16 protein-coding genes are annotated in these 23,120 nt (G+C 63.5%); 11 read left to right on the top strand and 5 right to left on the bottom strand.

Annotation, left to right across the window (positions count from 1 at the left end; translation table 11 throughout):
• Positions 1 to 54: 54 nt before the first annotated feature.
• Positions 55 to 1,656, bottom strand: a complete 1,602-nt coding sequence (locus tag GGU46_RS18505) for a protein adenylyltransferase SelO (protein ID WP_183405052.1) — start codon at positions 1,654 to 1,656, stop codon at positions 55 to 57.
• 391 nt (positions 1,657 to 2,047) lie between these two features.
• Between GGU46_RS18505 and GGU46_RS18500 the strand changes: the two genes are divergently transcribed.
• The 5 genes from GGU46_RS18500 to GGU46_RS18480 all read left to right on the top strand — a co-directional run bounded on the left by GGU46_RS18500 (position 2,048) and on the right by GGU46_RS18480 (position 7,838).
• Entirely contained in the window at positions 2,048 to 3,478 is a 1,431-nt protein-coding gene (locus GGU46_RS18500) for an RtcB family protein (RefSeq protein WP_183405051.1), read from the top strand.
• Between the two features lie 315 nt (positions 3,479 to 3,793).
• Positions 3,794 to 5,299, top strand: coding sequence for a M28 family metallopeptidase (locus tag GGU46_RS18495; protein WP_183405050.1), 1,506 nt, complete (start codon positions 3,794 to 3,796; stop codon positions 5,297 to 5,299).
• Between the two features lie 126 nt (positions 5,300 to 5,425).
• Entirely contained in the window at positions 5,426 to 6,169 is a 744-nt protein-coding gene (locus tag GGU46_RS18490; RefSeq protein WP_183405049.1) for a ThuA domain-containing protein, read from the top strand.
• Between the two features lie 142 nt (positions 6,170 to 6,311).
• Positions 6,312 to 7,160, top strand: coding sequence for a universal stress protein (locus GGU46_RS18485; protein WP_183405048.1), 849 nt, complete (start codon positions 6,312 to 6,314; stop codon positions 7,158 to 7,160).
• Between the two features lie 339 nt (positions 7,161 to 7,499).
• Complete coding sequence (locus tag GGU46_RS18480) at positions 7,500 to 7,838, top strand: hypothetical protein (protein ID WP_183405047.1); 339 nt, start codon at positions 7,500 to 7,502, stop codon at positions 7,836 to 7,838.
• A gap of 79 nt (positions 7,839 to 7,917) precedes the next feature.
• On the opposite strand, the gene GGU46_RS18475 is transcribed toward GGU46_RS18480, so the two are convergent.
• Positions 7,918 to 9,717, bottom strand: a complete 1,800-nt coding sequence (locus tag GGU46_RS18475; RefSeq protein ID WP_183405046.1) for a M61 family metallopeptidase — start codon at positions 9,715 to 9,717, stop codon at positions 7,918 to 7,920.
• A 189-nt stretch (positions 9,718 to 9,906) separates the two neighbouring features.
• Here GGU46_RS18475 and GGU46_RS18470 point away from each other — a divergent pair, with 189 nt between their 5' ends.
• The 3 genes from GGU46_RS18470 (at position 9,907) to GGU46_RS18460 (ending at position 13,824) form a co-directional block, all read left to right on the top strand.
• Positions 9,907 to 10,167: a hypothetical protein gene (locus GGU46_RS18470; protein WP_183405045.1), complete on the top strand. Its 261-nt coding sequence runs from the start codon at positions 9,907 to 9,909 to the stop codon at positions 10,165 to 10,167.
• 77 nt (positions 10,168 to 10,244) lie between these two features.
• A complete protein-coding gene (locus tag GGU46_RS18465) occupies positions 10,245 to 10,973 on the top strand; it encodes a hypothetical protein (protein ID WP_183405044.1) in 729 nt (242 codons plus the stop codon).
• A gap of 214 nt (positions 10,974 to 11,187) precedes the next feature.
• Entirely contained in the window at positions 11,188 to 13,824 is a 2,637-nt protein-coding gene (locus GGU46_RS18460; RefSeq protein ID WP_183405043.1) for a PAS domain-containing protein, read from the top strand.
• Positions 13,825 to 13,911: 87 nt separating this feature from the next.
• Here the strand turns inward: GGU46_RS18460 and GGU46_RS18455 are convergent, their stop codons facing one another.
• Together GGU46_RS18455 and GGU46_RS18450 are read right to left on the bottom strand one after the other, a co-directional pair.
• Positions 13,912 to 14,268: a DUF3140 domain-containing protein gene (locus tag GGU46_RS18455; RefSeq protein WP_183405042.1), complete on the bottom strand. Its 357-nt coding sequence runs from the start codon at positions 14,266 to 14,268 to the stop codon at positions 13,912 to 13,914.
• Positions 14,269 to 14,402: 134 nt separating this feature from the next.
• The gene (locus GGU46_RS18450) at positions 14,403 to 15,434 is read right to left on the bottom strand and encodes a chemotaxis protein CheB (protein ID WP_215906392.1); all 1,032 of its coding nucleotides are present in this window, start codon (positions 15,432 to 15,434) and stop codon (positions 14,403 to 14,405) included.
• A 233-nt stretch (positions 15,435 to 15,667) separates the two neighbouring features.
• Here GGU46_RS18450 and GGU46_RS18445 point away from each other — a divergent pair, with 233 nt between their 5' ends.
• Both GGU46_RS18445 and GGU46_RS18440 read left to right on the top strand, forming a co-directional pair.
• Positions 15,668 to 18,748, top strand: a complete 3,081-nt coding sequence (locus tag GGU46_RS18445) for a CheR family methyltransferase (RefSeq protein WP_183405041.1) — start codon at positions 15,668 to 15,670, stop codon at positions 18,746 to 18,748.
• Between the two features lie 104 nt (positions 18,749 to 18,852).
• On the top strand, positions 18,853 to 21,579 hold the full coding sequence (locus GGU46_RS18440; protein ID WP_183405040.1) for a PAS domain S-box protein: 2,727 nt from the start codon (positions 18,853 to 18,855) through the stop codon (positions 21,577 to 21,579).
• An 87-nt stretch (positions 21,580 to 21,666) separates the two neighbouring features.
• Here GGU46_RS18440 and GGU46_RS18435 read toward each other — a convergent pair whose 3' ends face one another.
• A complete protein-coding gene (locus tag GGU46_RS18435; protein ID WP_183405039.1) occupies positions 21,667 to 22,461 on the bottom strand; it encodes an SDR family NAD(P)-dependent oxidoreductase in 795 nt (264 codons plus the stop codon).
• A gap of 261 nt (positions 22,462 to 22,722) precedes the next feature.
• On the opposite strand from GGU46_RS18435, the gene GGU46_RS18430 reads away from it, so the two are divergent.
• Positions 22,723 to 23,028 carry a hypothetical protein gene (locus GGU46_RS18430; protein WP_183405038.1) on the top strand — a complete coding sequence of 102 codons (306 nt, stop codon included), beginning with the start codon at positions 22,723 to 22,725 and terminating at the stop codon, positions 23,026 to 23,028.
• The last annotated feature ends 92 nt before the right edge of the window (positions 23,029 to 23,120 follow it).

The following is a 23,120-nucleotide window of genomic DNA, read 5'->3' as shown; positions in this document are numbered from 1 at the left end:
TTTTGGTTAGCCGGTTAGCCGACTTCTCCTACCCCTTGCCTTCTCCCCAACCCTTTACGAGCTGCAGGAGAGGGTAGCGCTGCCGGGCTTGTCGCGGGCCCAGTCGGGGCGCTTGGCGGCCAGGTCGTGGTGCTCGGGCTGCTCATCGAAGGGCTTTTTCAGCACTTCCATTAGCCGGCTGAGCAAACTCAGGTCGCCGGTTTCGGCGGCTTCAATGGCCTGCTGGGCCAGGTAGTTGCGCAGCACGTACTTGGGGTTGGCCGCCAGCATCTTCTCCCGGATAGTCTCCGGCGAGGCCTGCTCCTGCTGCAGGCGTACAAAATAGCGTTGCAGCCAGCCCAGTAGCGCCTGCTCTTCAGCCGGAGCCATGGAGTAGGCAGCGGCCGCCAGCAGCTCCCGCCACTGCGCGTCGCCGTTTTCCGGAGCCGCCAGCACGGCCGGGGCGGTGTGCGACAACTGCCGGAAGAACACGGTCATATCCACTTCCGACTCGGCCAGGGCCTGCTCCAGCGCTTCAAACAGCGCCTGGTCTTCCTCCGGGTTGCCGGCCGTGAGCCCGAGCTTGCCCAGCATTATCTCGTAGCGGGTAGTACCCAGGGTGTTGATGTACACATCCAGCGACGGATTCAGGGCCTCTACCCCACTGACCAGGGGCAAAATGGCCTGGCCCAGCTGCATCAGGTTCCACAGGGCTACCCGCGGCTGCTGCCCGAAGGCGTAGCGCCGCCCCCCAAAGTCGGTGGTATTGGGCGTCCAGTCAGGGTCGTAGGGCTCCAGCCAGCCGTAGGGACCGTAGTCGATGGTCAGGCCCAGAATGCTCATGTTGTCGGTGTTCATCACCCCGTGCACAAACCCCACCGACTGCCAGTGCGCAATCATGATGGCCGTGCGGCGGCAGACTTCCTCAAACCAGCGGGCGTACACCTCCGGCGAAGGCTCGCCCAGCTCGGGGTAATGGCGCCGGATGACGTAGTCGGCCAGGGCGCGCAGGTTGTCCATCTCGCCGGTGGCCAGGAAAATCTGGAAGTTGCCGAAGCGCACGAAGGTAGGCGCCACCCGGGCCACAATGGCGCCGGGCTCGGGGCGGGCGTTGCCATTGTAGAACATGTCCCGGATTACCTCGTCGCCGGTGGCTACCAGGCTCAGGGCGCGGGTGGTGGGCACGCCCAGGTGGTACATAGCCTCGGAACACAGAAATTCTCGCACCGAGGAGCGCAACACGGCCCGCCCATCGGCGCGGCGCGAGTAGGGAGTGGGCCCGGCACCTTTCAGCTGAACTTCCCAGGTAGTACCATCCACGGCGGTCAGCTCGCCCAAAGAAATGGCCCGACCGTCGCCGAGCTGCCCGGCCCAGTTCCCGAACTGGTGGCCGCCGTAGCGAGCCGCAAAGGGTTTCATGGTAGCGGCCTGCCGGTTGCCGGCTAAGACCTCTACGGCCGGGCCGCGCTCCGGCGGGCGCTGCAGCCCCAGGAAGGCTGCCAGCTCCTCGGACCAGGCCAGCAGGTGGGGGTCCGGCACGGGGGTAGGGTCCACGCGTGAGTAGTGGTAGCCGGGCACCTGGCGCGGGTTTTTGTCCATGGAAGCTTCACCGCGCAGCTCTTCTACAAAGGAGTTCCGGAACGAAGCCTGATCTATTGATTGGGGGGTAGTAGTCATAGGAAGAAGAAGCTGGTAGTGTCGGCAAGTGCCGACAGCCATGACATCGAAAACGCGAAACTAACCCACAAGTTTCCACCGTCGGGTTCAGCAAACCCGCCAGCTAAACCGTAGCAGCGGCCTATGAGTTGGGCCTCAGCACCTGTACTGAAGCCTGCGCTTCCGACCCCGGTGTAACGCCGGAGGCATCCACCCGGTCGGTTTTATGCTGGCGTATGTCCGGCTGGGTTCAGGCAAACAAAGGGAGTAGGCGGATGCTGCTCTAGAGGCATGAACGGCAATCAAGCGGGCACATGTAGCGTCGGACCGGGGCAGCTGAAACAAAGCTCGGCCATAACCCCTACCCCGAAATCACGCTACAACCCTCTTACCACCCTACCCCTCCCTGACTATGGCAACGCAAAAGCTGCGCGGCAACGACCTGCGCAAGATTGGCTACCCCGAAGGCCGCGCCACTACCCTGGCCCTGGATATTCTGGAAGACCGCCAACTCAAGAAGATGGACAAAGGCAGCGCCCTGGCTCTGCTTCAGAAAATAAAGGAAGACCCCTACGCCTACCTCCGCGACTCGCTGTGGCGCGAGCTGGCCAAGGAATTCGTGCCCGACCCCAGCCGCGACGTAACCCTGAGCCTCGAAATCAAGGACTACCGCCGCTACGGCGAGGCCTTTATTGAGGATGGCGCCCGCAAGCAGATGGACACCGCTATGAAGCTCCCGGTAACCCTGGACGGGGCCCTCATGCCCGATGCTCACCAGGGCTACGGGCTGCCCATTGGCGGGGTGTTGGCCGTAGATAATGCCGTGATTCCCTACGGGGTGGGCATGGATATTGGCTGCCGCATGGCCCTTTCGGTGTTTGAGCTGCCCCCGCGCTACCTCGATCAGCGCACCCAGGAATTGAAAAAGCTACTGCACAACCACACCCGCTTTGGGGCTAAGGAAGTGTTTAAGAATCCCGCCGACGACCCCATTCTGGACCGGCCCGAGTTCCGGGAAATTCCGGTGGTGAAGGGCAAGCGGGAAGCGGCCATCAACCAGCTTGGCTCCTCGGGCTCCGGCAACCACTTCGTGGAGTGGGGCATTGTGGATATTACCACCGAAGACAACGAGCTGGGCGTGCCCATTGGCCAATACCTGGGCCTGCTTTCCCACTCCGGCTCCCGGGGGCTGGGTGCGGCCATTGCCCAGCACTACACCAAAGTAGCCATGCAGAAGTGCCCCCTGCCACCCGAGGCGCGTTACCTGGCCTGGCTCGACCTCGACAGCCAGGAAGGCCAGGAGTACTGGCGGGCCATGAACCTGGCCGGCGACTACGCCTCGGCCTGCCACCGCGACATTCACCGCCGCCTCAGCCTGGCCCTCGGCGAAAAGCCCCTGGCCAAAGTGGAGAACCACCACAACTTTGCCTGGAAGGAAACCCTGCCCGACGGGCGCGAGGCCATTGTGCACCGCAAGGGCGCTACCCCGGCCGGCCAGGGCGTGCTGGGCGTAATTCCGGGCTCCATGACGGCTCCTGGTTTCATTGTGCGCGGCCGCGGCGAGCAGGACTCTATTCAGTCGGCTTCCCACGGGGCGGGGCGGCGCCTCTCGCGTACTCAGGCCAAGCAACAGGTAAGCGAGGGAGAACTGCGCCGCCTCCTGCGCGACCAGGGCATCGAACTCATCGGGGGCGGCCTCGACGAAGCACCCCAGGCTTACAAGGACATTCACCAGGTAATGGCCCACCAGCAGGACCTCGTGGACGTGCTCGGCTCCTTCCGCCCCCGCATTGTACGCATGGATGCCGGTGGCGGCGGCAAAAGCAAATACGGCGGCGAATAACCAGTATAACTTCAAACGCATGCCGCGTATTTCGCGGGATTTGGTAGGCACCCCTGCCTAATTCAGGTTGCGGAATATGTGGCTAAAGCTAGAATTAGAACTAACTCCCCTCCTCAGATGAGGAGGGGTTGGGGGTGGTTGAAAAACTAGAGCTAGTATTTGTTCAACGCTCTGGTCAACCACCCCTGGCCCCTCCTTATCCAAGGAGGGGAACTAGCTCTAGTTCTAATTCATAGCTCATAACTTGAAATACCTACCTTAAGGACCTAAGCCCCTCCTGACTTCCAAAGCCTTACCCTACTCTCTCCTCTGCCTATGCGTTTTGCTACTCTCCTGACGAGCCTGATCCTGGCCACCATCCTGTTATCAGCCTGCACCCGCACGCCTGGCCCTACCTCTTCCACCGCGGCCAAAGCTCCCGGCGAGCCCCTGCTGAGTGCTATTCGGGAAGATGAAGTGAAGCGCGACCTGTTCGCCCTGGCCGATGACAACTTTCGGGGCCGCCGCGCCGGCACTCCCGATGAGCTGCGCGCCGCCGTGTGGGTAGCCGAGCGGGCCCGCGAAGCCGGCCTGGAACCGGCCGGCGACGATGGCACCTACTTTCAGTTTTACCCGCTGCGCCGCGTAACGGTGGCCGCTTCTACCCGCCTTACCATCGGCGGCAAACCCCTGGCCCTTTGGAAAGATGCCTGGGTAACCTCGCCGCTCAATGCCCGCCTGGATGGGCCGGTAGTGTGGCTCAACTCCCTGGCCGACACGGTGCGCCGCGACCTGCGAGGCAAAATTGTAGCCATGCCCCTGCAGGCGCCTACCCCCCTCCCGGCTCCCAAGATGAGCCTTTGGGCCATGCGCTACACCCTGGCCGGCATTGGGCAGCAGAGCGCCGCCTTACGCAGCCGCGGAGTGGCCGGCATTGTGCTGACTGCCGATGCTACCGCCGAGCCCAGCCTGGAGTTTGTAGGCCACCGCTATGAAGATGGCCTCTACCTGTTGCCTTCCATGCCTTTGCCTGCCTCCTCCGTGCCGGTTCTGCTGGTGCGCCAGGCCGTGGCCACCCAGCTGCGGGCCAAGGGGGCTCGCCTGCAGGCCGAGCTAGCTGCCAACGACTACCTCTACCCTTCCATGAACGTGGTAGCCCGCGCCCCCGGCACCGACCCGGCCCGCCGCGCCGAGCACGTACTATTCAGCGGCCACCACGACCACGACGGCATCGGGACGCCCGTAGCCGGCGACTCCATCTGGAACGGGGCCGATGATAACGCGACGGTAAGCGTGGCCCTGCTGGCTATTGGTCGGGCCTGGAAGCAGCGGCCGGGGGCGCGCTCAGCCCTGTTTGTGTGGCACGGGGCCGAGGAGCGCGGTCTGCTGGGCTCCCGCTGGTACGCCGAGCACCCCACAGTAAACAAGGCCTCCATCGTGGCCGTGCTCAATGGCGACATGATGGGCCGCAATGCTCCTGATTCGGCCGCTTTGCTGGGCTCCATCCCGCCCCACCGCAACTCCAAAGCCCTAGTTGACATGGCCCTGAAAGCCAACCAGGACCACACCAAATTCAACCTCGATACCTCTTGGGACGAGGCCAGGCACCCCGAGGGATGGTACTTCCGCTCGGACCACCTGCCCTACGCCCGCGCGGGCATCCCGGCCATCTTCTTCACGACTCTGCTCCACCCCGATTACCACACCCCCCGCGACGAGGCTTCGCGCATCGACGTGGCCAAGCTCACCCGCATGACGCGCTGGATGTACGCCACTGGCTGGGCCGTATCGGCCGCCCCGCAGCGCGTTACCGTGGACCCCGACTTCAAGCTGGAGCGCTAAGCCGGTGCCGCACCACTGGGTCGGTAAAAGCCGCCGCCTACTCCTGCTAGCTGCCCAAACCCAGGCAATGCCACCTGGGACGCCGGGAAAAGCAACCGTTACTTGCATACCCTACATCCCTCGTTTATGCTTACTCCCTGGCTTCCTACCGGCCTTCTAACTACCCTGCTGCTGGGCTGCACCGGCTCCAATCCGCCTACCCCTCCTAAGCCGGCCAAACACGCCCTGCTGGTTTTCTACAAGACGGCTGGATTCCGGCACGAGTCGATTCCGGCGGGGCTGCGCGCCATTCAGCAGCTCGGCGCGGAGCACGGCTTTGCAGTTGACACTACCAACGCCGCCGCTCGCTTCACCCCGGAGCAGCTGCAACCTTACGGGGCCGTGGTGTTTCTGAATACCACCCAGGATGTGCTCAACCCGGTCCAGCAGACGGCTTTCGAGCAGTACATCCGGGCGGGTAAGGGCTTTGTGGGGGTGCACGCGGCTACCGATACGGAGTACGACTGGCCCTGGTACAACGGGCTGGTGGGCGCCTATTTCAGTAGCCACCCCGCTGTTCAAACTGCAACCGTGCGCGTCGTTGATAAGCAGCACCCGGCCACCGACTTTCTACCGGCCACTTGGTCCCGCACCGACGAGTGGTACAACTTCAAGAGCATCCGGCCGGGCCTGACCATTCTGGCTACCCTGGATGAAACCACCTACTCCGGCGGCACCAACGGCCCCACCCACCCCATCGCCTGGTACCACTCCTACGACGGGGGCCGGGCCTTTTACACGGCTGGGGGCCACACTGCGGAAAGCTACACTGAGCCCCTGTTCGTGCGGCATCTGCTGGGCGGAATCCGCTACGCGCTGGGCCAGCCGTAGGGCGCCGAAGCCAGTAGAACAAGACCCTGGTTTGTCGCGCCTCTCTTTGTGATTACACAATTATTTATCTACATTATGCAATAAAAAAACCAACGCTAGCTAGGTGCTGCCGGGGTTTCTTCCACCATCATTTTTCTGTGTCATGAAGAATATATTGGTACCCACGGATTTTTCACCCACGGCCCATCACGCCTTTGAGGTGGCCCTCCAAATGGCCCAGCGCACCGGGGGCAACCTCAGCCTGCTGCACGTGGTGGACCTGCCCGAAACGGCCCGGTTTGCCACCACCGGCGGCCTGGCCGGGGGCGGAGGACTTAACAATGTGTACACCCTGAAGCTGCTGCAGGTAGTAAAGCACCGCATGCACGAGCTGATAGCTGAAGCCGCCCGCACGGCCCCCGGCGTGCTGGTCCGCGACGTGGTGCACACCGCCGACTTTGAGGAAGCTATGCTGGAAACCATTGCCGAGCGCCAGATTGATTTGGTGGTGATGGGAGCCAAAGAGCACAGCTCCTGGGAGCAGTTTTTCAGCGGTTCGCGCACCGAGCACATGGTGCGCCGCGCACCCTGCCCGGTGCTGACGGTAAAGCACCCTACCCCCCACTTCGAGGTGCGCCACATTGTTTTCGCGTCGGACTTTTCTTCCGAAGCCGATCTGGCCGTCCGCAGCCTGCGCCAGGTACAGGAAATATTCCCGGAGGCCCTGCTGCACCTGCTGGACGTAGTGCCTGATGCCGGCCAGCGCGCGGCGGCCACGATGCGCATTCACCGCTTCGCCGACCGCCACCAGCCCACCCACTACGAGCCGGACGTGTTCGACGCGCCTAACGCCAGCACCGGCATTCCGCGCTTTGCGGAGCAGGCCCACGCCGATCTGGTGGTGATGCTCACCCACGGCCGCACCGGCATCGGGCATTTACTGCAGGGCAGCATCTCAGAGAATGTGGCCCTGCATGCCGCCCCGCCGGTGCTCACGCTGCACGCCCACTAACGCACCCTCAACTGCGCGGCCGGCAAGCCCTACAGGCTGTAAAGGCCTCAACACGTTTTCCCCTGGCACCGTCCGCCAAGCCTGGCGCAACTTTCCGCCCTCTACTGACAGCCGCCGGGCCGCCCAGCCCGGCCTTGCCCACTGCGTGCGCTTCCCTGCCCGCCGCAAACAGGGTTAAGTGTATTATACTAACCTGTTGCATCCACTGCCCTGGATGGCGGCAGTTAAATTACGGGTTTTCCCACGGGCAAATACGTAGAAATCCGGGAGCTAAAGCTGGCCGTGATTTGTCTATCTTTCAACCAGAATAACCCAATAAAATCTTAGTTCTTTCAAATCATGAACACCCCGACCGCTACTACCACCGATTTACAGTTACACCTGGTGCCCGCCGGCTGTCGGCTTGATTTCGCGCGCTTGTCCGGCCGCTTTGCTTACGTGTACCGCCGCCAGGCCAACCAAACCTGGAAGTGCATTGCCCACAACGCCTGCAGCCCCCACCTCGACCGTGCTATACCCTCCACTGGCAGTGTAGTGGAGTACATGGTGTGCTACTGCGACGCGGCCGGCAACATCACCGATTCTACCCCTGTTGTGCAGACCCAGCCGGCCGCCCCAGCGTCGCACGGCCAGCTGGTAGGCCTGGCCCTGGGGGCCCGCGCCGCCCGCCGGGCCTGATTATTCGACCCGGACTCACAACAAAGCCCTGGCAACGCGTGTTGCCAGGGCTTTGTTGTGGGGTAAGCCGCTTTCGGGCTTACAGATTCTTCAGCCACACCTGGCGCAGGGCCAGCTGGGCGGGCGTGGCGGCGGGGTCCTGCGTGAAGATGTAGCGCTTCACGTCCTCGGTGCTGCCCAGCTTCACGCGTACCGTCTGCTCCTGACCGTTGCGGCTGATGGTGAGAGGCAGCTCGGAGCCGGGCTGGCGGCTGCCTACCCGGCGCAGGGCCGTGAAGTCGTTGCGCACGCCATCTACAGCCACCAGCTGGTCGCCTACCTGCACACCGGCGGCCTGCAGCGGCCCGCCTACCCGGGTGAAGTACACGCTGGTTTCGCGCGGGGCCAGGCCCACGGGGCCCATGGTAGCCACCTGCTTGCCGGTGTGCACGATGGGCTCGTAGCGCACCCCAATTTTGCTATAGTACTCCTGCAGGGGCAGGGGCTCGGCGTTCTGTACGTAGCGCTGGAAAAAGTCCCCGATTTCAGGATACGTCATCTTGGTGAAGTCCTGGAAGAAGTTTTTCTCGCTGATGGGCTTGTTGGGACCGTACTGCTTGGCCAGCTCCAGCAGCACGTCGCGCAGGCCGCGTTTGCCCCCGCTCAGCTCCAGCAGGCGCAAATCCAGCAAACCAGCCGTGAGGGCCCCGCGCTGGTAGATGTTGCCGTACTGGCGCTGCCCCTCGTCGCTGAAGGAGTTCAGGCCCAGGCGGCTGAGGCTGTAGGTGGTATCGGTGCGGGTGCGGTCGTACTGCACCTTGTCGTGGAGCATGCTCAGGTAGTCATCCAGGGGCACGAGGCCGCCGCGCAGCTGCATCATGTGCGAGGCCCACTCGGTGGTGCCTTCGTACAGCCACAGGTGCTCGGAGCCGGTGGGCTGCACGAAGTTGAAGTGCTCAATTACCTCGGAGTGGATGTTGAGCGGGGTCATGACGTGGAAAAACTCGTGGGCCGCTATGTCCACTACCCCCTGCGCCGACTCGGGCGTGAGCTCCTGCTCAGTCAGCACGTACTCCGAGCTGTAAGAGTGCTCCCAGGCCCCGGCCGAGCGGTCGGCGAAGTGATACAGGAAAGCGTAGCGGTTCACGAGCAGTTGCCCGCCGAAGAAGCTCTGAGCGGCACTGAGCATTTTCTGCATGTAGCCCAGCAGGGGCTCGGCCTGTACCTTATCGGTAGCCGAGTAGCAATACAGGGCCACGTCGGCGTTGCCGAGCTTGGTGCTGGCCTCCGTGAGGCGGCCCAGCAGAATGGGCGAGTCCACGGCGTGGTCGTAGTCCTGGAGGTGGTAGTAGCCGTCCTTATCGGCCTGGAGCACCGAGCCGGCTTTCCAGCCGCTGGGGTACTCCAGCTTCAGGCGCAGAGGCTTGTCCTGCATGCCCTGGGGGTAGCCCAGCAGGGTTTGGCCGTTAAGCAGGGCGTGGTCGGTTTCCAGCGAGGAGCCGCACATGCGGTAAATGGTGTGCTCCTTAACGGGCGTATCCCATGTTTCGGCAATGGTGTAGCGGATTTCGCGGGTTTTCTCGGGCTGGCTGAGCTGCCACTGGTTGGTGCCGATCTGCTTGCTTTCCAGGGGCTTGCCTTTGTCGTCGAAAGCCTGAAAGTTGCTCACGAAGCGGCCCATGTCCATGACCTGGTAGGTGCCGGGCGCAGTGGCGGCAAACTGGTAAACGGCTTGTTCTTTCTTGAGTTTGGGCAGCTGCAGCTTCACCTGAAAGGCGTTGCTGTTGACGGCCGGGTCCATGCTCACGGTATAGGTCAGCTCGCGGGGGGCTTTGGCCAGCACGGGCGCGGCCAGGGCCAGCAGGGCGGCCACGGCAGCCGGACGGAAAAAGGAAGTCATCTGATACGGAAACAAGGGGTGAAAGTGGGCTACAGACGCGCGGCCGGGGCCACAGTTGCGTCGGCTGCCCGAAGCTAACGGTTTGCCGTAAACTACCGGGGTAGCCCGGCTCAACATAACCTCGCCGGCCTAATTCAGTACACCCCGGTATGCTCCGGCCGGAGTCCTCCTTTTTAGCCCCCTTTCCCCATGACCCATACCCCACCCCCCGACAATAACCCCACCCAACTGCTGCGCTACCGCCTGCAGATACCTTCCCTCACCGACGCCGACAGCATTGGGCAGGTCCGCCAGGTGCTGATGGGCCTGGGCCTGCTGGTTGACCGCATTGAGTCCGGCGAGGCGGAAGTTGCCGTAGCCTCGGCCCAGGACCCCGGCCGCGAAACCATGCAGCAGGCCCTGCAGGCCGCCGGATTTGCCGTGCAGGATATTACCGCCGAAAGCAGCTAGGCCGGGTGGCAGGAGCCGCACTTACGGACCTAACCGCTATATTTTGGCGGTAGTTGTTTTTCTTTTTGCTGCTGGTTATGTCCTCACTGCTTAAACTCCCTTTGGTTGTTATCCTGCTTACGGGCGCGGCGGTAGGCGCGCGGGCCCAAACTGGCCGGACCCTTACCGGGACCAGCAACGCCGAATACATCAGCCGCGAAATGGACAAAGGCCGGGGCCGGGGTGGTGCCGTAGTGACTACCGGCAGCCCGTATCTGCTACCTGCCTGGACCCAGGGCAACGTCCTGACTACGCGCGGGCGGGTGCCCCAGGCCTGGCTGAAGTACGACCTGGCCGAGGACGGCCGCTTGTTGTGGCGGCGGGCCCCTGCCGACTCCCTGGAGCTGTCGGCGGCCGACGTGCAGGAATTTTCCCTGGGCGACCCGGCCCAGGGCGGCCCGTTTGTGTTTCGGCAGTACCCGGCGGCGCAAAAGCTAAAGCGGGCTTCCCGCAATCCGTTTTTTGAGGTTCGCTACGATGCCGACCGCACCGGCCTGCTGCGGCAGCGCACCCGCATGCTGGTTCAGAAGGGCACCAGCCCGTCCTTGGCCACGCGGCCCAGCAACGTATGGCAGGAAACCACGGCCTACTACCTCAAGCAGCCCGACAATACCCTGCAGCCCATCCGGCTCAGCGAAAAGGCCGTTCTGGCGGCCCTGAGCCCAACCCACACGGCGGCCCTAACCCAGTATATAGCCCAGCAGCAGCTCGACCTGGCTCAGGAAGCCGACCTGATTAAGCTGCTTACTTACTACAATACCCTGTAAGCGGCAGGAGGGCCGGAGCGGAGGGGCACCTCTTCCGCTCCGGCCCTCCTGCCGGATATTCAGCCACCGGTCAGCTAATCCCAACAACCCGCTCCCTTGCTGCTGCCGGGGCAGGCCCGGGCCCTGATTGAACTGCAACAGCAGTTTCAACGTACTTTTGAACTCTGGGGCGCCAGCTGAAGTGACCCCCACCGTTCCTGTTTTTGGCTTAACTGTGTCCGACTTCCCTGCTTCTACGTCCTATTCTGCAGACGCGCGGAGCCTTACGCCCCCGGAAGACCTGCTGGAGGGCCTGCTAGCCGTGTCCTTAACGGGGGTGGCCCTCTACAAACCGGTTTACGCAAGGCCCGGCAGCCCGGAAATCATCGACTTTACGTTTGTCCTGCTCAACCCCAAGGCCCGGCAGATACTGGGCCTCACCGAGCTACCTACCCAAACCTACCTGCAGCTCTACCCCCATACCCTGGCTACGGGCGTGTTCGAGTTTCACTGCCAGGCCTTTGCCTCCGGCAGACAGCAGCAGTACAGCGTTAATTACCAGGGCGACGGGCTGGATAACTTCTTTCACCTGTCGGCCCGGCGCGTGGGCGAGGGCCTGCTGGTGAGCTTCACGGACACGGCCGAGCAGTCGAGAACGGCCGTGGAAGAAGCCCTGCGCGAAAGCCAGGCTCGGGAAAAAGCGGCGCGCGCCGAGGCCGAGACGCAACGCAACCAGCTGCACAGCCTGTTTATGCAGGCGCCGGCCATGATTACCATTTTTGAGGGGCCAGACCACGTTTTCCGGCTGGTAAACCCCTTGTATCAGGAGCTGGTGGGCACCCGACTGCTGCTGGGCAAGCCCATTCGGGAGGCCATGCCCGAGCTGGCCGGCCAACCTATTTTTGACCTGCTCGACGAGGTGTACCGCACCGGCGAAACTTTTCGGGCCACCGAAATGCAGGTGCAGCTTGACCACGACAATAGCGGCCGGCTGGGCGAGCGATACTACAATTTCATTTACCAAGCCACCCGCAGCCAGGCCGGAGAAGTAAACGGCATTCTGGTGTTTGCCTACGACGTAACTGAGCAGGTGCTGGCCCGCCAGCGGGTGGAGCATAGTGAGCGGCAGCTGAGCTATGCCAACGAGGAACTGGCGGCTACCAACGAAGAGCTGGCCGCCACGAACGAGGAACTGCTGGCGGCCAACCACGAAATCCTGATTAACACCTCGGAGCTGGAGCGCCGCGTGGCGGCTCGCACCAAGGAAGTGCTGCACGCCCAGGCCGATGCCGAGCGCCGGCGCGTCCGCCTCGAGCAGCTGTTTATGCAGGCGCCGGCAGCCATTTGTATTCTGCGCGGGCCGGAGCTGGTATTTGAGCTGGTGAACCCCGGCTACCAGGGGCTGTTCCCCGGGCGTGCGTTGCTGGGCCGGCCCATCCTGGAGGCGCTGCCGGAAATTGCCCGCCACCCGGTGTATCACACGTTCCGGCAGGTGTACGCAACGGGTGAAATGCACCAGGAGCTGGGCATGCTGATTCCGCTCAGCCACCCCGACGCCGACGCCCCCCGGGACCGGTACTTCAACTACATCCAGCAGCCCCGCTACAACGAGAACGGCCAGATCGATGGCGTCATCGTGTTTGCCTACGAAGTGACGGAGCTGGAGCAGGCCCGCCGTCAACTGGAGCAGAGCGAGCTGGGTTTCCGCACCCTGACCAATGCCATTTCCAACCTCGTCTGGACAACCAGCCCGGCTGGGCAGGCAGACTACTACAACGAGCAGTGGTACGCCTTTACCGGCAGCACCCCGGAGGAGGCGCTAGGCAAGGGCTGGACCCGGTACTTCCACCCCCAGGACTTGCCGTTCATGCTCCGGCAGTGGAACATCGCTCTTACCGAAGCAACCCCTTACCAGGTAGAGGCCCGGCTCCGGCGGGCCAATGGTACGTACCGCTGGTTTCTGGTGCGGGCCCTACCCCTGCACGATGAGCAGGGCCGGATAGTGCGCTGGTTTGGCACCAACACCGATATTCACGAGCAGAAAGAGCTGGCCGAGGCCCTGCAGCTGGCCAGTCGCAAGCTGGCTACCTCCAACAAAGAGCTACGGGCCGCCAACGAGCAGGCCCGGCTATCCAACCGCCAGCTGGAGCTCACCAACCAGCAGCTCACCCGCATCAACAGCGACTTGGACAACTTTGTGTACACGGCCTCGCACGACTTACAGCAGCCCGTGCACAACATGGCCGGCATCTTTGAGGAACTCAAGCGCACGGCTACTTTCCACGACCCCGAGGCGGAGCAGCTCATGCACATGTTCGAGGATGCCCTGGGGCAGATTCAGCGCACCATTCAGGGGCTGGCCCAGGTGGTGCAGGCCGAGCGGCAAACGCAGGGCGTACCCGCGGAGGTAGTGGCGCTGCTGCCGCTAACCCAAAGCGTGCTGCAAAGCATGCGCAACCAGATAACGGAGCAGCAGGCGCAGGTAGAGCTGGATTTTGCGGCCGTGCCGCAGCTGCTTTTCGGGCGGCTTAACCTGCAGAGCATCCTCTACAACCTAATCAGCAACGCCCTGAAGTACGCCCACCCCGACCGCCCCCCGGTGGTGCTGGTATCGGTTCGGCTTACGGCCGGGGGTAGCCCCCTGCTGCTGGTGCAGGACAATGGCCTGGGCATGGACTTATCGCGCTTCGGGCCCGAGCTGTTCAAGATGTTCCGCCGCTTCCATGACCACGTGCCCGGCTCCGGGCTGGGACTTTACCTCGTCAACCGCATTGTGCAGCAAGCCGGCGGGCACGTGGAGGTAAGCAGCACCCTGGGCACCGGCACCACCTTCCGGCTGCACCTGCCTGCCTCCCTGGTTCCGGCACTCTGACTTCCTGTGCCCACCCGAACCCCCTACACCACAACGGCCCCGCCAGATGGCGGGGCCGTTGTGGTGTAGGGGGTTCGGGTGGGCCGGCTATTTATCCTTAAGCGGGTCGTGGCCCCAGTTCATGAGCGAATAGCGCCAGCGGGAGGTTTCCACGTCTTTCTTGTCGTGGGGGCCCTGGGCCAGGTGGCGGCTGATGTAGCTGTGCACCTTGTGCATGTGCTCCTCGTCGGCGGAAGTGAGGTCGGCCTTTTTCTTGCGCAGAATCTCAATGATTTTCTCGCCGGAGTGGCGCCCGATGCTGGTGCCGTCGCCGCTGTCCTGGCCCACGGATTTCGACTCGTCGGTTTTCAGCCACTTTTCCAGCTCCGAAGCCGTCATATTGACTTCCTGCTTGAAGTCGGAGTAAATCGTTTCGTCGGAGGGGTCTGAGGGTTTGGTTGCCATAGCAGGGGTAGTAAAGATGAAAGAACAGGCGGCACCGTAGCGCCGTCAACTACCTTTAGCTCAACGTCAACTACCCGGCCCCCGTTGCCGGCGGGCCGTGCATAGTTTCGGTCAGTAGCCCGGGCGTGGGGCCGCTACCGCAGCGCCGACTCGTCTTCGTGGGAGCCGTCGGGGCGGGCCGGGGCGGGGCCGCCGTTGAGCAGGAACTCGCGCAGGCGGTTGACGTGCTGCTTGATTTCCTCCAGCTTTTCGGCCTGCTGCACGCTCCAGGCCCCGGTGCCGTGCGAGGCCATGCTGGTGAGCAGATTTTTGCGCTCCTCCATCATGCGCAGGGCCACCCACAGGGTTTCCTCCATGGCATCCTGCGACTTTTCCAGCAGGGCATCGGCCGTGAAGGAGTGCCCCGTGTGGCAGCGGTAGCGCAGCACGCTGCCGTGGTTGAGCTCCCACAGAGCCCCGCCGCAGTCGGGGCAGGTGATGGGCACTTGCTGCCCCAGCTTGCGAACATCCTCTATGTTTCCCACGATACGTTCGGCAATAGCCGCTTCTACTTTCAGGTCCTCAGGGATGAAAGCCGAGCCCGGCGCAGGCGTGGGTATGCCCACTAGCTCCTGCAGCACCCGCCCCATCATGTCAATGGGTAGCACGTAATCAACCTCCACGTTGCGCATAGCGCTTTCCGGCATGCTGGGGTATTCGGCATCGGCCGGGTCCTGCACCAGGGCCACGCCCCCGCAGCGCTTAATAAAGTCTAGGCCGGCCGTGCCGTCGTGGAGCATGCCCGTGAGCACCACCCCTACCACGTTGGGCCCGAAAGCCACGGCCGCCGAGCGGAACAGGGCGTCGGCGGCGGGGCGGTAATTATTTTCCCGCGGCCCCTTGGTTACCAGCACCTGGGTTTCTTTTACCAGCAGGTGGCGGTCGGGCGGGGCCAGGTACAGGGTGCCAGCCTGCAGGGTTTCCTCGTGCCGGGCCAGGGTGCAGCGCAGGCCGCTGTGCTGACTGAGGCGTTCCACCAGGGGCTCACCCGAGGAATCGGGGGCCAGGTGCTGCACCACCAGCACGGCGGCCGGCAGCGTGGCCGGCAACTGCTCCACCAGGCGCGTGAGGGCCAGCATACCACCGGCGGAGGTTCCAATAACAATGACGTGGGAGGGAGTTGGCACAGTAAAAAAAGTAAATCGGTGGAAACCCTGGCAGAAACTCCCCAAGCTACGGGGTTACTACGTGCCTGGGCCGGGCCAAGTATATGGTTGAGCTTTAGTTTTTCGGGAAAAACCCGTGTCTTGCGCTTGCCAACCGCACTGGTACAATCCTTTTACTTTTGTAGCCAGAGCCCCTGCAGAGCCCCACCCGGCCAGCCGCTCCCGCGCCGTTGCGGCCTTTTGCTTTACCATCCATGACTCCTGATTTTACCCCATTGGCTCCCGACCACGCGGAAAGCCTCCCCCTGCCGGATGGCCCCGGCGCGGAAGCGGCCGCCCACCCGGTGGAAGCTTCGCCCAAGCCCCACTCGGGCAAAGGCACCCAGCCTGCTTCCGAGAAGTTTCCCATCGTGACGCTGGGCGGCTCGGCGGGCTCTTTCGAGGCCTTGGAGCGGTTTTTTACCCACCTCACTCCGCATTCGGGGATGGCCTTCGTGGTGGTTACCCACTTGCCGCCCTCCCAGCCCAGCGAGCTGCCCGCCGTGCTGCAGCGCTTTACAGCCATGCCCGTGGCGGAGGCAGAGGACGGGATAAAGGTGCGGCCCAACCACGTGTATGTAATTCCGCCCGACCGGGACCTGAGCCTGCTGCACGGTACCCTCTACCTGCTGCAGCCCACGCAGGCGCCCAACCGGCGCATGCCCATCGACTTTTTCCTGCAGAGCCTGGCCAAGGACGCGCGCGAGCGTGGCATCTGCGTGATTCTTTCGGGCCTGGGCGCCGACGGCAGCATTGGCCTGAAGCTGGTGATGGAAAACTTCGGGATGGTGATGGTGCAGGACCCCGCCACGGCCCTGTTCGACTCCATGCCGCGGGCGGCCCTGGCCACCGAGTTTGTGGACTTTGTGCTGGCCCCGGAGTTGATGCCGGCCAAGCTGCTGGACTACGTGGACCGCCCCCCCCTGGCCCGCCCCGTGCGCGAGCAGGAGGAATCGGCGGCCAAACCGGCCCACGCCCTGCAGAAAATCTTCCTGCTCATCCGCCAGCAAACCGGCCACGATTTCAGCTACTACAAGCGCAACACGGTATTCCGGCGCATCGAGCGGCGTATGAACTCCCACCAAATCAAGGAGTTTACTGCCTACGTGCGCTACCTCCAGGAAAACCCCCAGGAGGTGGAGCAGCTGTTCAGGGAGCTGCTGATTGGGGTCACGAAGTTTTTCCGCGACCAGGAGGCCTTCGAGAGCCTGAAAACCCACCTGCGCCCCGTCATTCAGGCCAAGCCCACCGACGGCACCATCCGGGTGTGGGCCCCGGGCTGCTCTACCGGCGAGGAGGCTTACTCCCTGGCCATGACCCTGCTGGAGCTGCTCGATGAGGTGGACAACGCCCGCTACCTTAAGCTGCAGATTTTCGCGACGGATATTTCGGCCGAAGGCATCGACTCGGCGCGGATGGGCCTCTACACCGAGAACATCATGGGCGACGTGAGCCCGGAGCGGCTGCGGCGCTTTTTCCATAAGACGGACGGACACTACCAGATCCGGAAGGAAGTGCGCGACGTGGTGGTGTACGCCCTGCACAACATCAATAAGGATGCACCCTTTACCAAGCTGGACCTGCTCTGCTGCCGCAACCTGCTGATTTACCTCTCGGCCGAGCTGCAGAAAAACCTGATGCCGGTGTTTCACTACGCCATCAACCCCGGCGGTTTGCTGTTTCTGGGGCCTAGTGAAAACCTGACCTCCTTCCAGGATTTGTTTCAGCCCCTGGACGTAAAATGGAAGATTTCGCGCCGCACCGAAACGGCTTCTTCTCTTCCGCGCCTGGTTAATTTTCCCTTTGCTATGTCGCGGCAGCACTTGCCTTCGCCGCACCCTTCTGTTGCTATGTCTACTACCATTACGGGTCGCCGCGACGGGGGGCCTTTTGCCGCTCAGGTGCAAAAAACGCTGCTCGCCACCTACGCGCCCCCGGCCGTGGTTATCAACCCCAAGGGCGAGATTCTGTACGTGCACGGCCGCACGGGCAAATACCTGGAGCCCGCCCCCGGCCTGAGCGGCATGAACCTCTTTGATATGGCCCGCGAGGATTTGAGCTTCGAGTTGAGCGGGGCCGTGCACCGGGCCACCCAAACCCGCCAGAGCGTGGTGCTGGACCAGGTGCGGGTGAAAACCGAAGGGGGCCAGCAGCTGCTCCGCCTCACGGTGAAGTACCTGGAGGAGCCCGACACCCTGACCGGGTTGCTGCTGGTGGCCTTCGAGGACCAGCCCACCCCGCGCAAGGTGCGCCTGGGCAAGGGCACCCCGGGCAGCGACCTGAGCCGCGACGCAGTAGTCACGGCCCTCGACAAAGAGCTGCAGTACACCAAGCACCGCCTTCAGACCACCATTGAGGAAATGGAAAGCTCCCTGGAGGAGCTGAAAAGCACCAACGAGGAGTTGCAGTCGGCCAACGAGGAGCTGCAGAGCACCAACGAGGAGGCCATGACCAACAAGGAGGAAATGCAGAGCCTGAACGAGGAGCTGATGACCCTGAACATGCAGTACCTGGCCAAAACCGACGAGTTGTCGCAGGCGGCCAACGACATGAAGAACCTGCTGGACGCCACCGAAATTGCCATTATCTTTCTGGATAATAGCATGAACATCAAGCGGTTCACCCCTCCGGTCAGCCGCATTGTGCACCTGATGCCCGCCGATGTGGGCCGCCCGCTCAGCCACTTTGCCGCCAACCTGCGCTACCAGCACCTGCTCCGCGACGTGCAGCAGGTGCTCGACCGCCTGACCAGCGTGGAAACCAATATTCAGGCTACCTCCGGCGAGTGGTACACCATGCGCATCCTACCCTACCGCACCCTCGACAACTACATCAACGGGGCCGTGATTACGTTTACGGAAGTGACGGGCCTGAAAAAGCTGGAAGCCGAGCTGCAGGAAAGCGTGCAGATGGCCGCCAGCCTGAAGGAAACCGTGCGCCAGCCCGTGGTGGTGCTCAACGCCGACCTGAATGTGGTGTTCGTGAACCACTCTTTCGCCCAGATTTTCGGGGCCACGATGGCCGAGCTGCAGGGCGCCTCGCTGACGGTGCTGGCCAGCGGGGCCCTGAACCAGCTGCCGCTGCTGGAGCCCCTGCGCCAGCTGCTCACCGCCGACCCTGACGACGAGGCCCCGGAGTTTGACCAGCTGCCGCTGGAAGTAGCTCAGCCGGCCCAGCCCTCCCGCCAGATGGTGTTTTACGGGCGCCGCCTGCTCTACGAAGGCCAGCGTACCGGCCGGGTGCTGCTGGGCATTGAGAGGGTGGAGCCCCTGGGACCCGACTCAACCCGGCTGTAACGCCCGGTTGAGCTGGCCATACGTGTTCAGGGCAACGCAGGGGCGGCGGGGCAGCAAGCGCCGGTGGCAGGCAAGGCAGTGTCTTTTCTTAGGTTTCAGAACGCATGAGTGAGTCAGAAAACGAGCCGACCCCGGGTACCAGCCGCACGGAGGCGGCCATGCGGGAGCTGCGCCTGCGGGCCGAGCGGCGCCAGCGCGTAACCAGCAGCCTACCGCCCGGTACGCCCGCCACCGTGCAGCAGCTGGTGCAGGAGCTGCAGGTGCACCAGATTGAGCTGGAAATGCAGTACGAGGAGCTGCTGACGGCCCAGGCCGAAATGGAAAGCAGCCGCAACCAGTACGCCGACCTCTATGAGTTTGCCCCGGTGGGCTATTGCACCCTCACACCCCAGGGCGAGATTGAGCAGCTCAACCTGCGGGCCAGCCAGCTGCTGGGCGTGCCGCGCCAGCACGCCGTGGGCCGCCGCCTGGCCGTGTACGTGGCTCCCCACTTCCGGGCAGAGCTGGCCACCTACCTGGAGGCCCTAACCCAGCTTACCCAGCCCCCGCCGGTTTTCGTGCAGCTGCTGACGGCCCCGCACGCGCCCCAGCAGGTGCGCCTAGAGGGCACCCTGGCCGCCGGCCCTACCCCCGCCGGCCCGCCCAGCCTGCGCCTGGCCCTGATTGACGTGACGGAGCAGCACCAGGCCCGCCTGGCCCTGGAGCGCAGCGAGCAGCGGTTCCGCATTCTGTTTGAGCGCAACCAGGATGGTATGTTGCTCCTGCGCGACAACCACTTTCTAGACTGCAACGAGGCCGCCCTGCGCCTGCTGGGCCTGCGCACCAAGGAAGACCTGCTGGGCCGGCACGCCGCGGCCTTCTCGCCGGAAAAGCAGCCCAACGGCCAATTTTCGATGCTGCAGGCCAACGCCTACTGGGACGAGACCCTGCGCCGGGGCTTCTGCCGCTTTGAGTGGTGCCGCCTGCGCAGTACCGGCGAGGAGTTCTGGGAAGACATCCTGCTCACCACCATCCTCGACCCCAAAAGCGACACGCCGCTGGTGCTCGCCACCTGGCGCGACATCACCCAGGAAAAACAGGCGGCCATTCGCATCCGGGAAAACGAAGACCGGCTCCGCATGGCCCTCAGCGCCTCCGAAACCGGCGTCTGGACCATTGACTACGCCACCGACCAGGTGTACTGGGACTTACGCTCCCAAACCATTTTCGGCCGGCCCTTTGACCCGCGCCCTACCCCCTTCCAGGTTGTCAGGGATGCCATTCACCCCGCCGACCTTGCCTGCGTTACCGAGGCCCTGCAGCGCTCGGCGCGGGAGCAGGCCCCCTTCGACCTGGAGCACCGCATTGTGTGGCCCGACGGCACGGTACGTCACGTATCGGCCGTAGGCAAAATCGTGCAGAGCACGCCCGGCCAGCCGGGGCGCTTTGTGGGGCTCATGCGCGATATTACCCAGCGCCGCGAGGCCGAGGAGGAGCTAAACTACAAAACCCAGCTGCTGGAGCACATTCTGGTGCATCTGCCCGTTATTCTGAGTCGGCTGGCGGCGGATGGCACGTGCCTGGAGGTAGTGGGCCACGGCCTGCGCCGCCTCCATGTGCAGGACAATGAGCTGGTGGGCCGCAGCGTGTTTGAGGTGTTTCCGTCCCTGACGGAGCCCACCCGCCGCCTGCTGGCCGGCGAGCAGGTAGCCTTTCTGGATGTAGCCGCACTCGGCGGCCAGACGCTGTACTACCAGAACTACGGGTTCTTCGATGCGCAGCGCCAGCAGGCCGTGCTGTTTGCCATTGATGTAACAGAGGCCGAGCAAGGCCGTGTGCAGCTGCAAGCCGAAAAGGAATTCACCCAGAGCCTGCTTAATAACACCGTGGACTGCGTGGTAGCCCTGGATACGGACCTGCGCATCACGGCCTGGAACGCCCGCATGGTGGCCCTGGCCGGCGTGCCCGAGGCCGCGGCTCTGGGGCGTTTCTTTGCCGAGGCGCACCCCAGCCTGGGCCTGATTCCGGAGGTAGTAGCCCGCGTCCGGCAGGCCCTGGCCGGCGAGGCCTCGGCCCTGCTGAACTGGACCGGCCCCAGCGGCACGCTCACCCTCGACCTCAACTTTGTGCCCCTGCGCCACCAGGAAGCCGTTACGGGCGTGCTGGTAGTCGGCCGCGACGTGACGGAACGTAACCACATGCTGGCCGAGGCCACCCGCCTGAAGCTACGCCAGCAGCAGGAGGTGCTTTCGGCCATCCTGACCACCCAGGAGGAGGAGCGCCGCCGCATTTCCGAAAGCCTGCACAACGGGGTGGGCCAGTTGCTGTACGCCACCCGCCTCACCCTCGATACCCTGCCGCCTTCGGAGCAGCTGCGTACCTGCCAGCAGCTGCTCAGCGACGCCATCCGCTCCACCCGCGCCATTTCCTTTGAGCTCACGCCCAGCATCCTGGAAGACTTCGGGCTGGAGCTGGCCCTGCGCGAGCTAGTCAAGCGCATTCCGCCCCAGGCCCTGACCATCGACCTGAATCTTTCGGGCCTGGAGGCTGCCCTGCCCCGCCCCCTGGAAACCACCGTGTACCGCAGCGTGCAAGAGCTGCTCAACAACGTGATAAAGCACGCCCAGGCCCGGGAGGTATTTGTGCAGGTGGCCCGCGAAGACGGCATGCTGCACGTAAGCGTGGAAGACGATGGCGTGGGCGTGGAGGACACCAGCGAGGCCGGGCCGGGCAACGGCATCGGGCTGGCGGGTATTCGCACGCGGGTGGGGCTGCTGGGCGGCACCTTCACGCTGCAATCCAGGCCCGGGCGGGGCACTAGCATTACGCTTACTTTCCCGGTAACGGGCTAGTTTCCTACCCCTCGTAAGCACAGCACCCCCTGCCGCACCAAGTGCGGCAGGGGGTGCTTCTATAACACGAATGGGTGCGCGCTGAAACTACTTCTCGCTGGGCTTGGCCTGCTGGTGCAGGTTGGCGGCCACCAAGCTGTCGGGGATGATGTTGCTGACGGCTACCTGCACTTTGTTCATGAAGCCGGAAACCACCTTGTCTTTGCCGGCTTTCAGGGCTTCGTAGCCGTCCTTGGCTACGTCGGCGGGGTCGGCGCGGTGGCCTTCCTTTACCAGCTTGGCCTCGGTCATGTCGGCTTTGTTAAAGAAATCGGTGTCGGTAACGCCGGGCAGCAGGGCCGTAATGGTCACGTTGGTTTCCTTGGTTTCCTCCCGGATGGCTTCCGTGAACGAGGTAACAAAGGCCTTGGTGCCGTGGTACACCGACTGCAGCGGGCCCGGCAGCTCCCCCCCAATAGAGGACACCTGCAGAATTTTGCCCTGGTTGCGGACTACCATTTCCTGCAGGAATTTCTTGGTAAGCACCACGTAGGCCCCAATGTTGAGCTGAATAATATCCAGCTCCCGGTTGATGTCGGTTTCAATGAACTCGCCGTACTGGCCCTGGCCGGCGTTGTTCACCAGCACCTCTATCTGCAGGTCTTTAGCCTTCACGGCCTCGTACACCGCAAAGGGAGCCTCGCGCTGAAACAGGTCCTGGGCAATGGTTTCTACTTCTACGCCGTACTGCTGGCGCAGCTCGGTGGCTGTTTGCTCCAGCTCCTGCGTGCTGCGCGCCACCAGCACCAGGTTGTAGTGGTCCTGGGCCAGCAGCTTAGCCAGCTCATAGCCAATGCCGTTGGTGGCGCCCGTTACCAGGGCGTAGGATGAGGTGGTCGTCATAGTGGGGGGGGGCAGAAGTGAAGTGGGCAATAAGGTTTCGCTCGGTGCCATTTTACGAGCTCACGGCAAGGCAGTTAGCGAATCCCCCGATTATGTACGTTCTGGTTCAGCTGCGGGGGGCGGCAGCATACGGAGCGTAAAAATCGGGGTTTTCGCGGGGGCGAAATCCGTATAAACCCGGGAGCTAAAGGCCTGGGTAGCCCGTTTAGGCACCTATCAGCTTCGGGCACCTGCCCCATCCATTCGCCCTCCTTGCCCCGTATGCCTATTCCTACCCCTCTACCTGATCTGCAGCTTCATCTGGTGCCGGCCGGCCGCCGCCTGGAGTTTACCACGAAGGCGGGCTGCTTTGCCTTCGTGTACCGCCGCTGCCAGCAGGAAGACTGGCAGTGCGTGGCCTGCAACGCGCGCAGCCCCTTTCTCGACATGGCTGTTCTGCCGCCCGGCGCGGCCCCGCAGTACGTGGTTCGCTACCACAATGCGGCCGGCGCGCCCCTGGGCGCTACGGCCATGGTGCAGTCTCACCCGGTAGCCATGCCCGTCCGCACCAGCTGGATCAACCTCTAAAAGCAGCTTCCCAGCGGGCGGGCCTGCTACCCCCTGCCCGCCCGGTAACGCTTCTGCGGCCCCCCCGGCCGGCCCGGGGTGCAGCGGGAGGC

The organism is Hymenobacter latericoloratus (assembly GCF_014199535.1).
GTDB lineage: Bacteria > Bacteroidota > Bacteroidia > Cytophagales > Hymenobacteraceae > Hymenobacter > Hymenobacter latericoloratus.
This window is presented reverse-complemented; position numbering and strand designations above follow the sequence as displayed.

Coding starts and splice junctions, on each gene's coding strand:
- GGU46_RS18505 (WP_183405052.1), bottom strand. CDS start 1,656: ATGACTACTACCCCCCAATCAATAGATCAGGCTTCGTTCCGGAACTCC.
- GGU46_RS18500 (WP_183405051.1), top strand. CDS start 2,048: ATGGCAACGCAAAAGCTGCGCGGCAACGACCTGCGCAAGATTGGCTAC.
- GGU46_RS18495 (WP_183405050.1), top strand. CDS start 3,794: ATGCGTTTTGCTACTCTCCTGACGAGCCTGATCCTGGCCACCATCCTG.
- GGU46_RS18490 (WP_183405049.1), top strand. CDS start 5,426: ATGCTTACTCCCTGGCTTCCTACCGGCCTTCTAACTACCCTGCTGCTG.
- GGU46_RS18485 (WP_183405048.1), top strand. CDS start 6,312: ATGAAGAATATATTGGTACCCACGGATTTTTCACCCACGGCCCATCAC.
- GGU46_RS18480 (WP_183405047.1), top strand. CDS start 7,500: ATGAACACCCCGACCGCTACTACCACCGATTTACAGTTACACCTGGTG.
- GGU46_RS18475 (WP_183405046.1), bottom strand. CDS start 9,717: ATGACTTCCTTTTTCCGTCCGGCTGCCGTGGCCGCCCTGCTGGCCCTG.
- GGU46_RS18470 (WP_183405045.1), top strand. CDS start 9,907: ATGACCCATACCCCACCCCCCGACAATAACCCCACCCAACTGCTGCGC.
- GGU46_RS18465 (WP_183405044.1), top strand. CDS start 10,245: ATGTCCTCACTGCTTAAACTCCCTTTGGTTGTTATCCTGCTTACGGGC.
- GGU46_RS18455 (WP_183405042.1), bottom strand. CDS start 14,268: ATGGCAACCAAACCCTCAGACCCCTCCGACGAAACGATTTACTCCGAC.
- GGU46_RS18445 (WP_183405041.1), top strand. CDS start 15,668: ATGACTCCTGATTTTACCCCATTGGCTCCCGACCACGCGGAAAGCCTC.
- GGU46_RS18440 (WP_183405040.1), top strand. CDS start 18,853: ATGAGTGAGTCAGAAAACGAGCCGACCCCGGGTACCAGCCGCACGGAG.
- GGU46_RS18435 (WP_183405039.1), bottom strand. CDS start 22,461: ATGACGACCACCTCATCCTACGCCCTGGTAACGGGCGCCACCAACGGC.
- GGU46_RS18430 (WP_183405038.1), top strand. CDS start 22,723: ATGCCTATTCCTACCCCTCTACCTGATCTGCAGCTTCATCTGGTGCCG.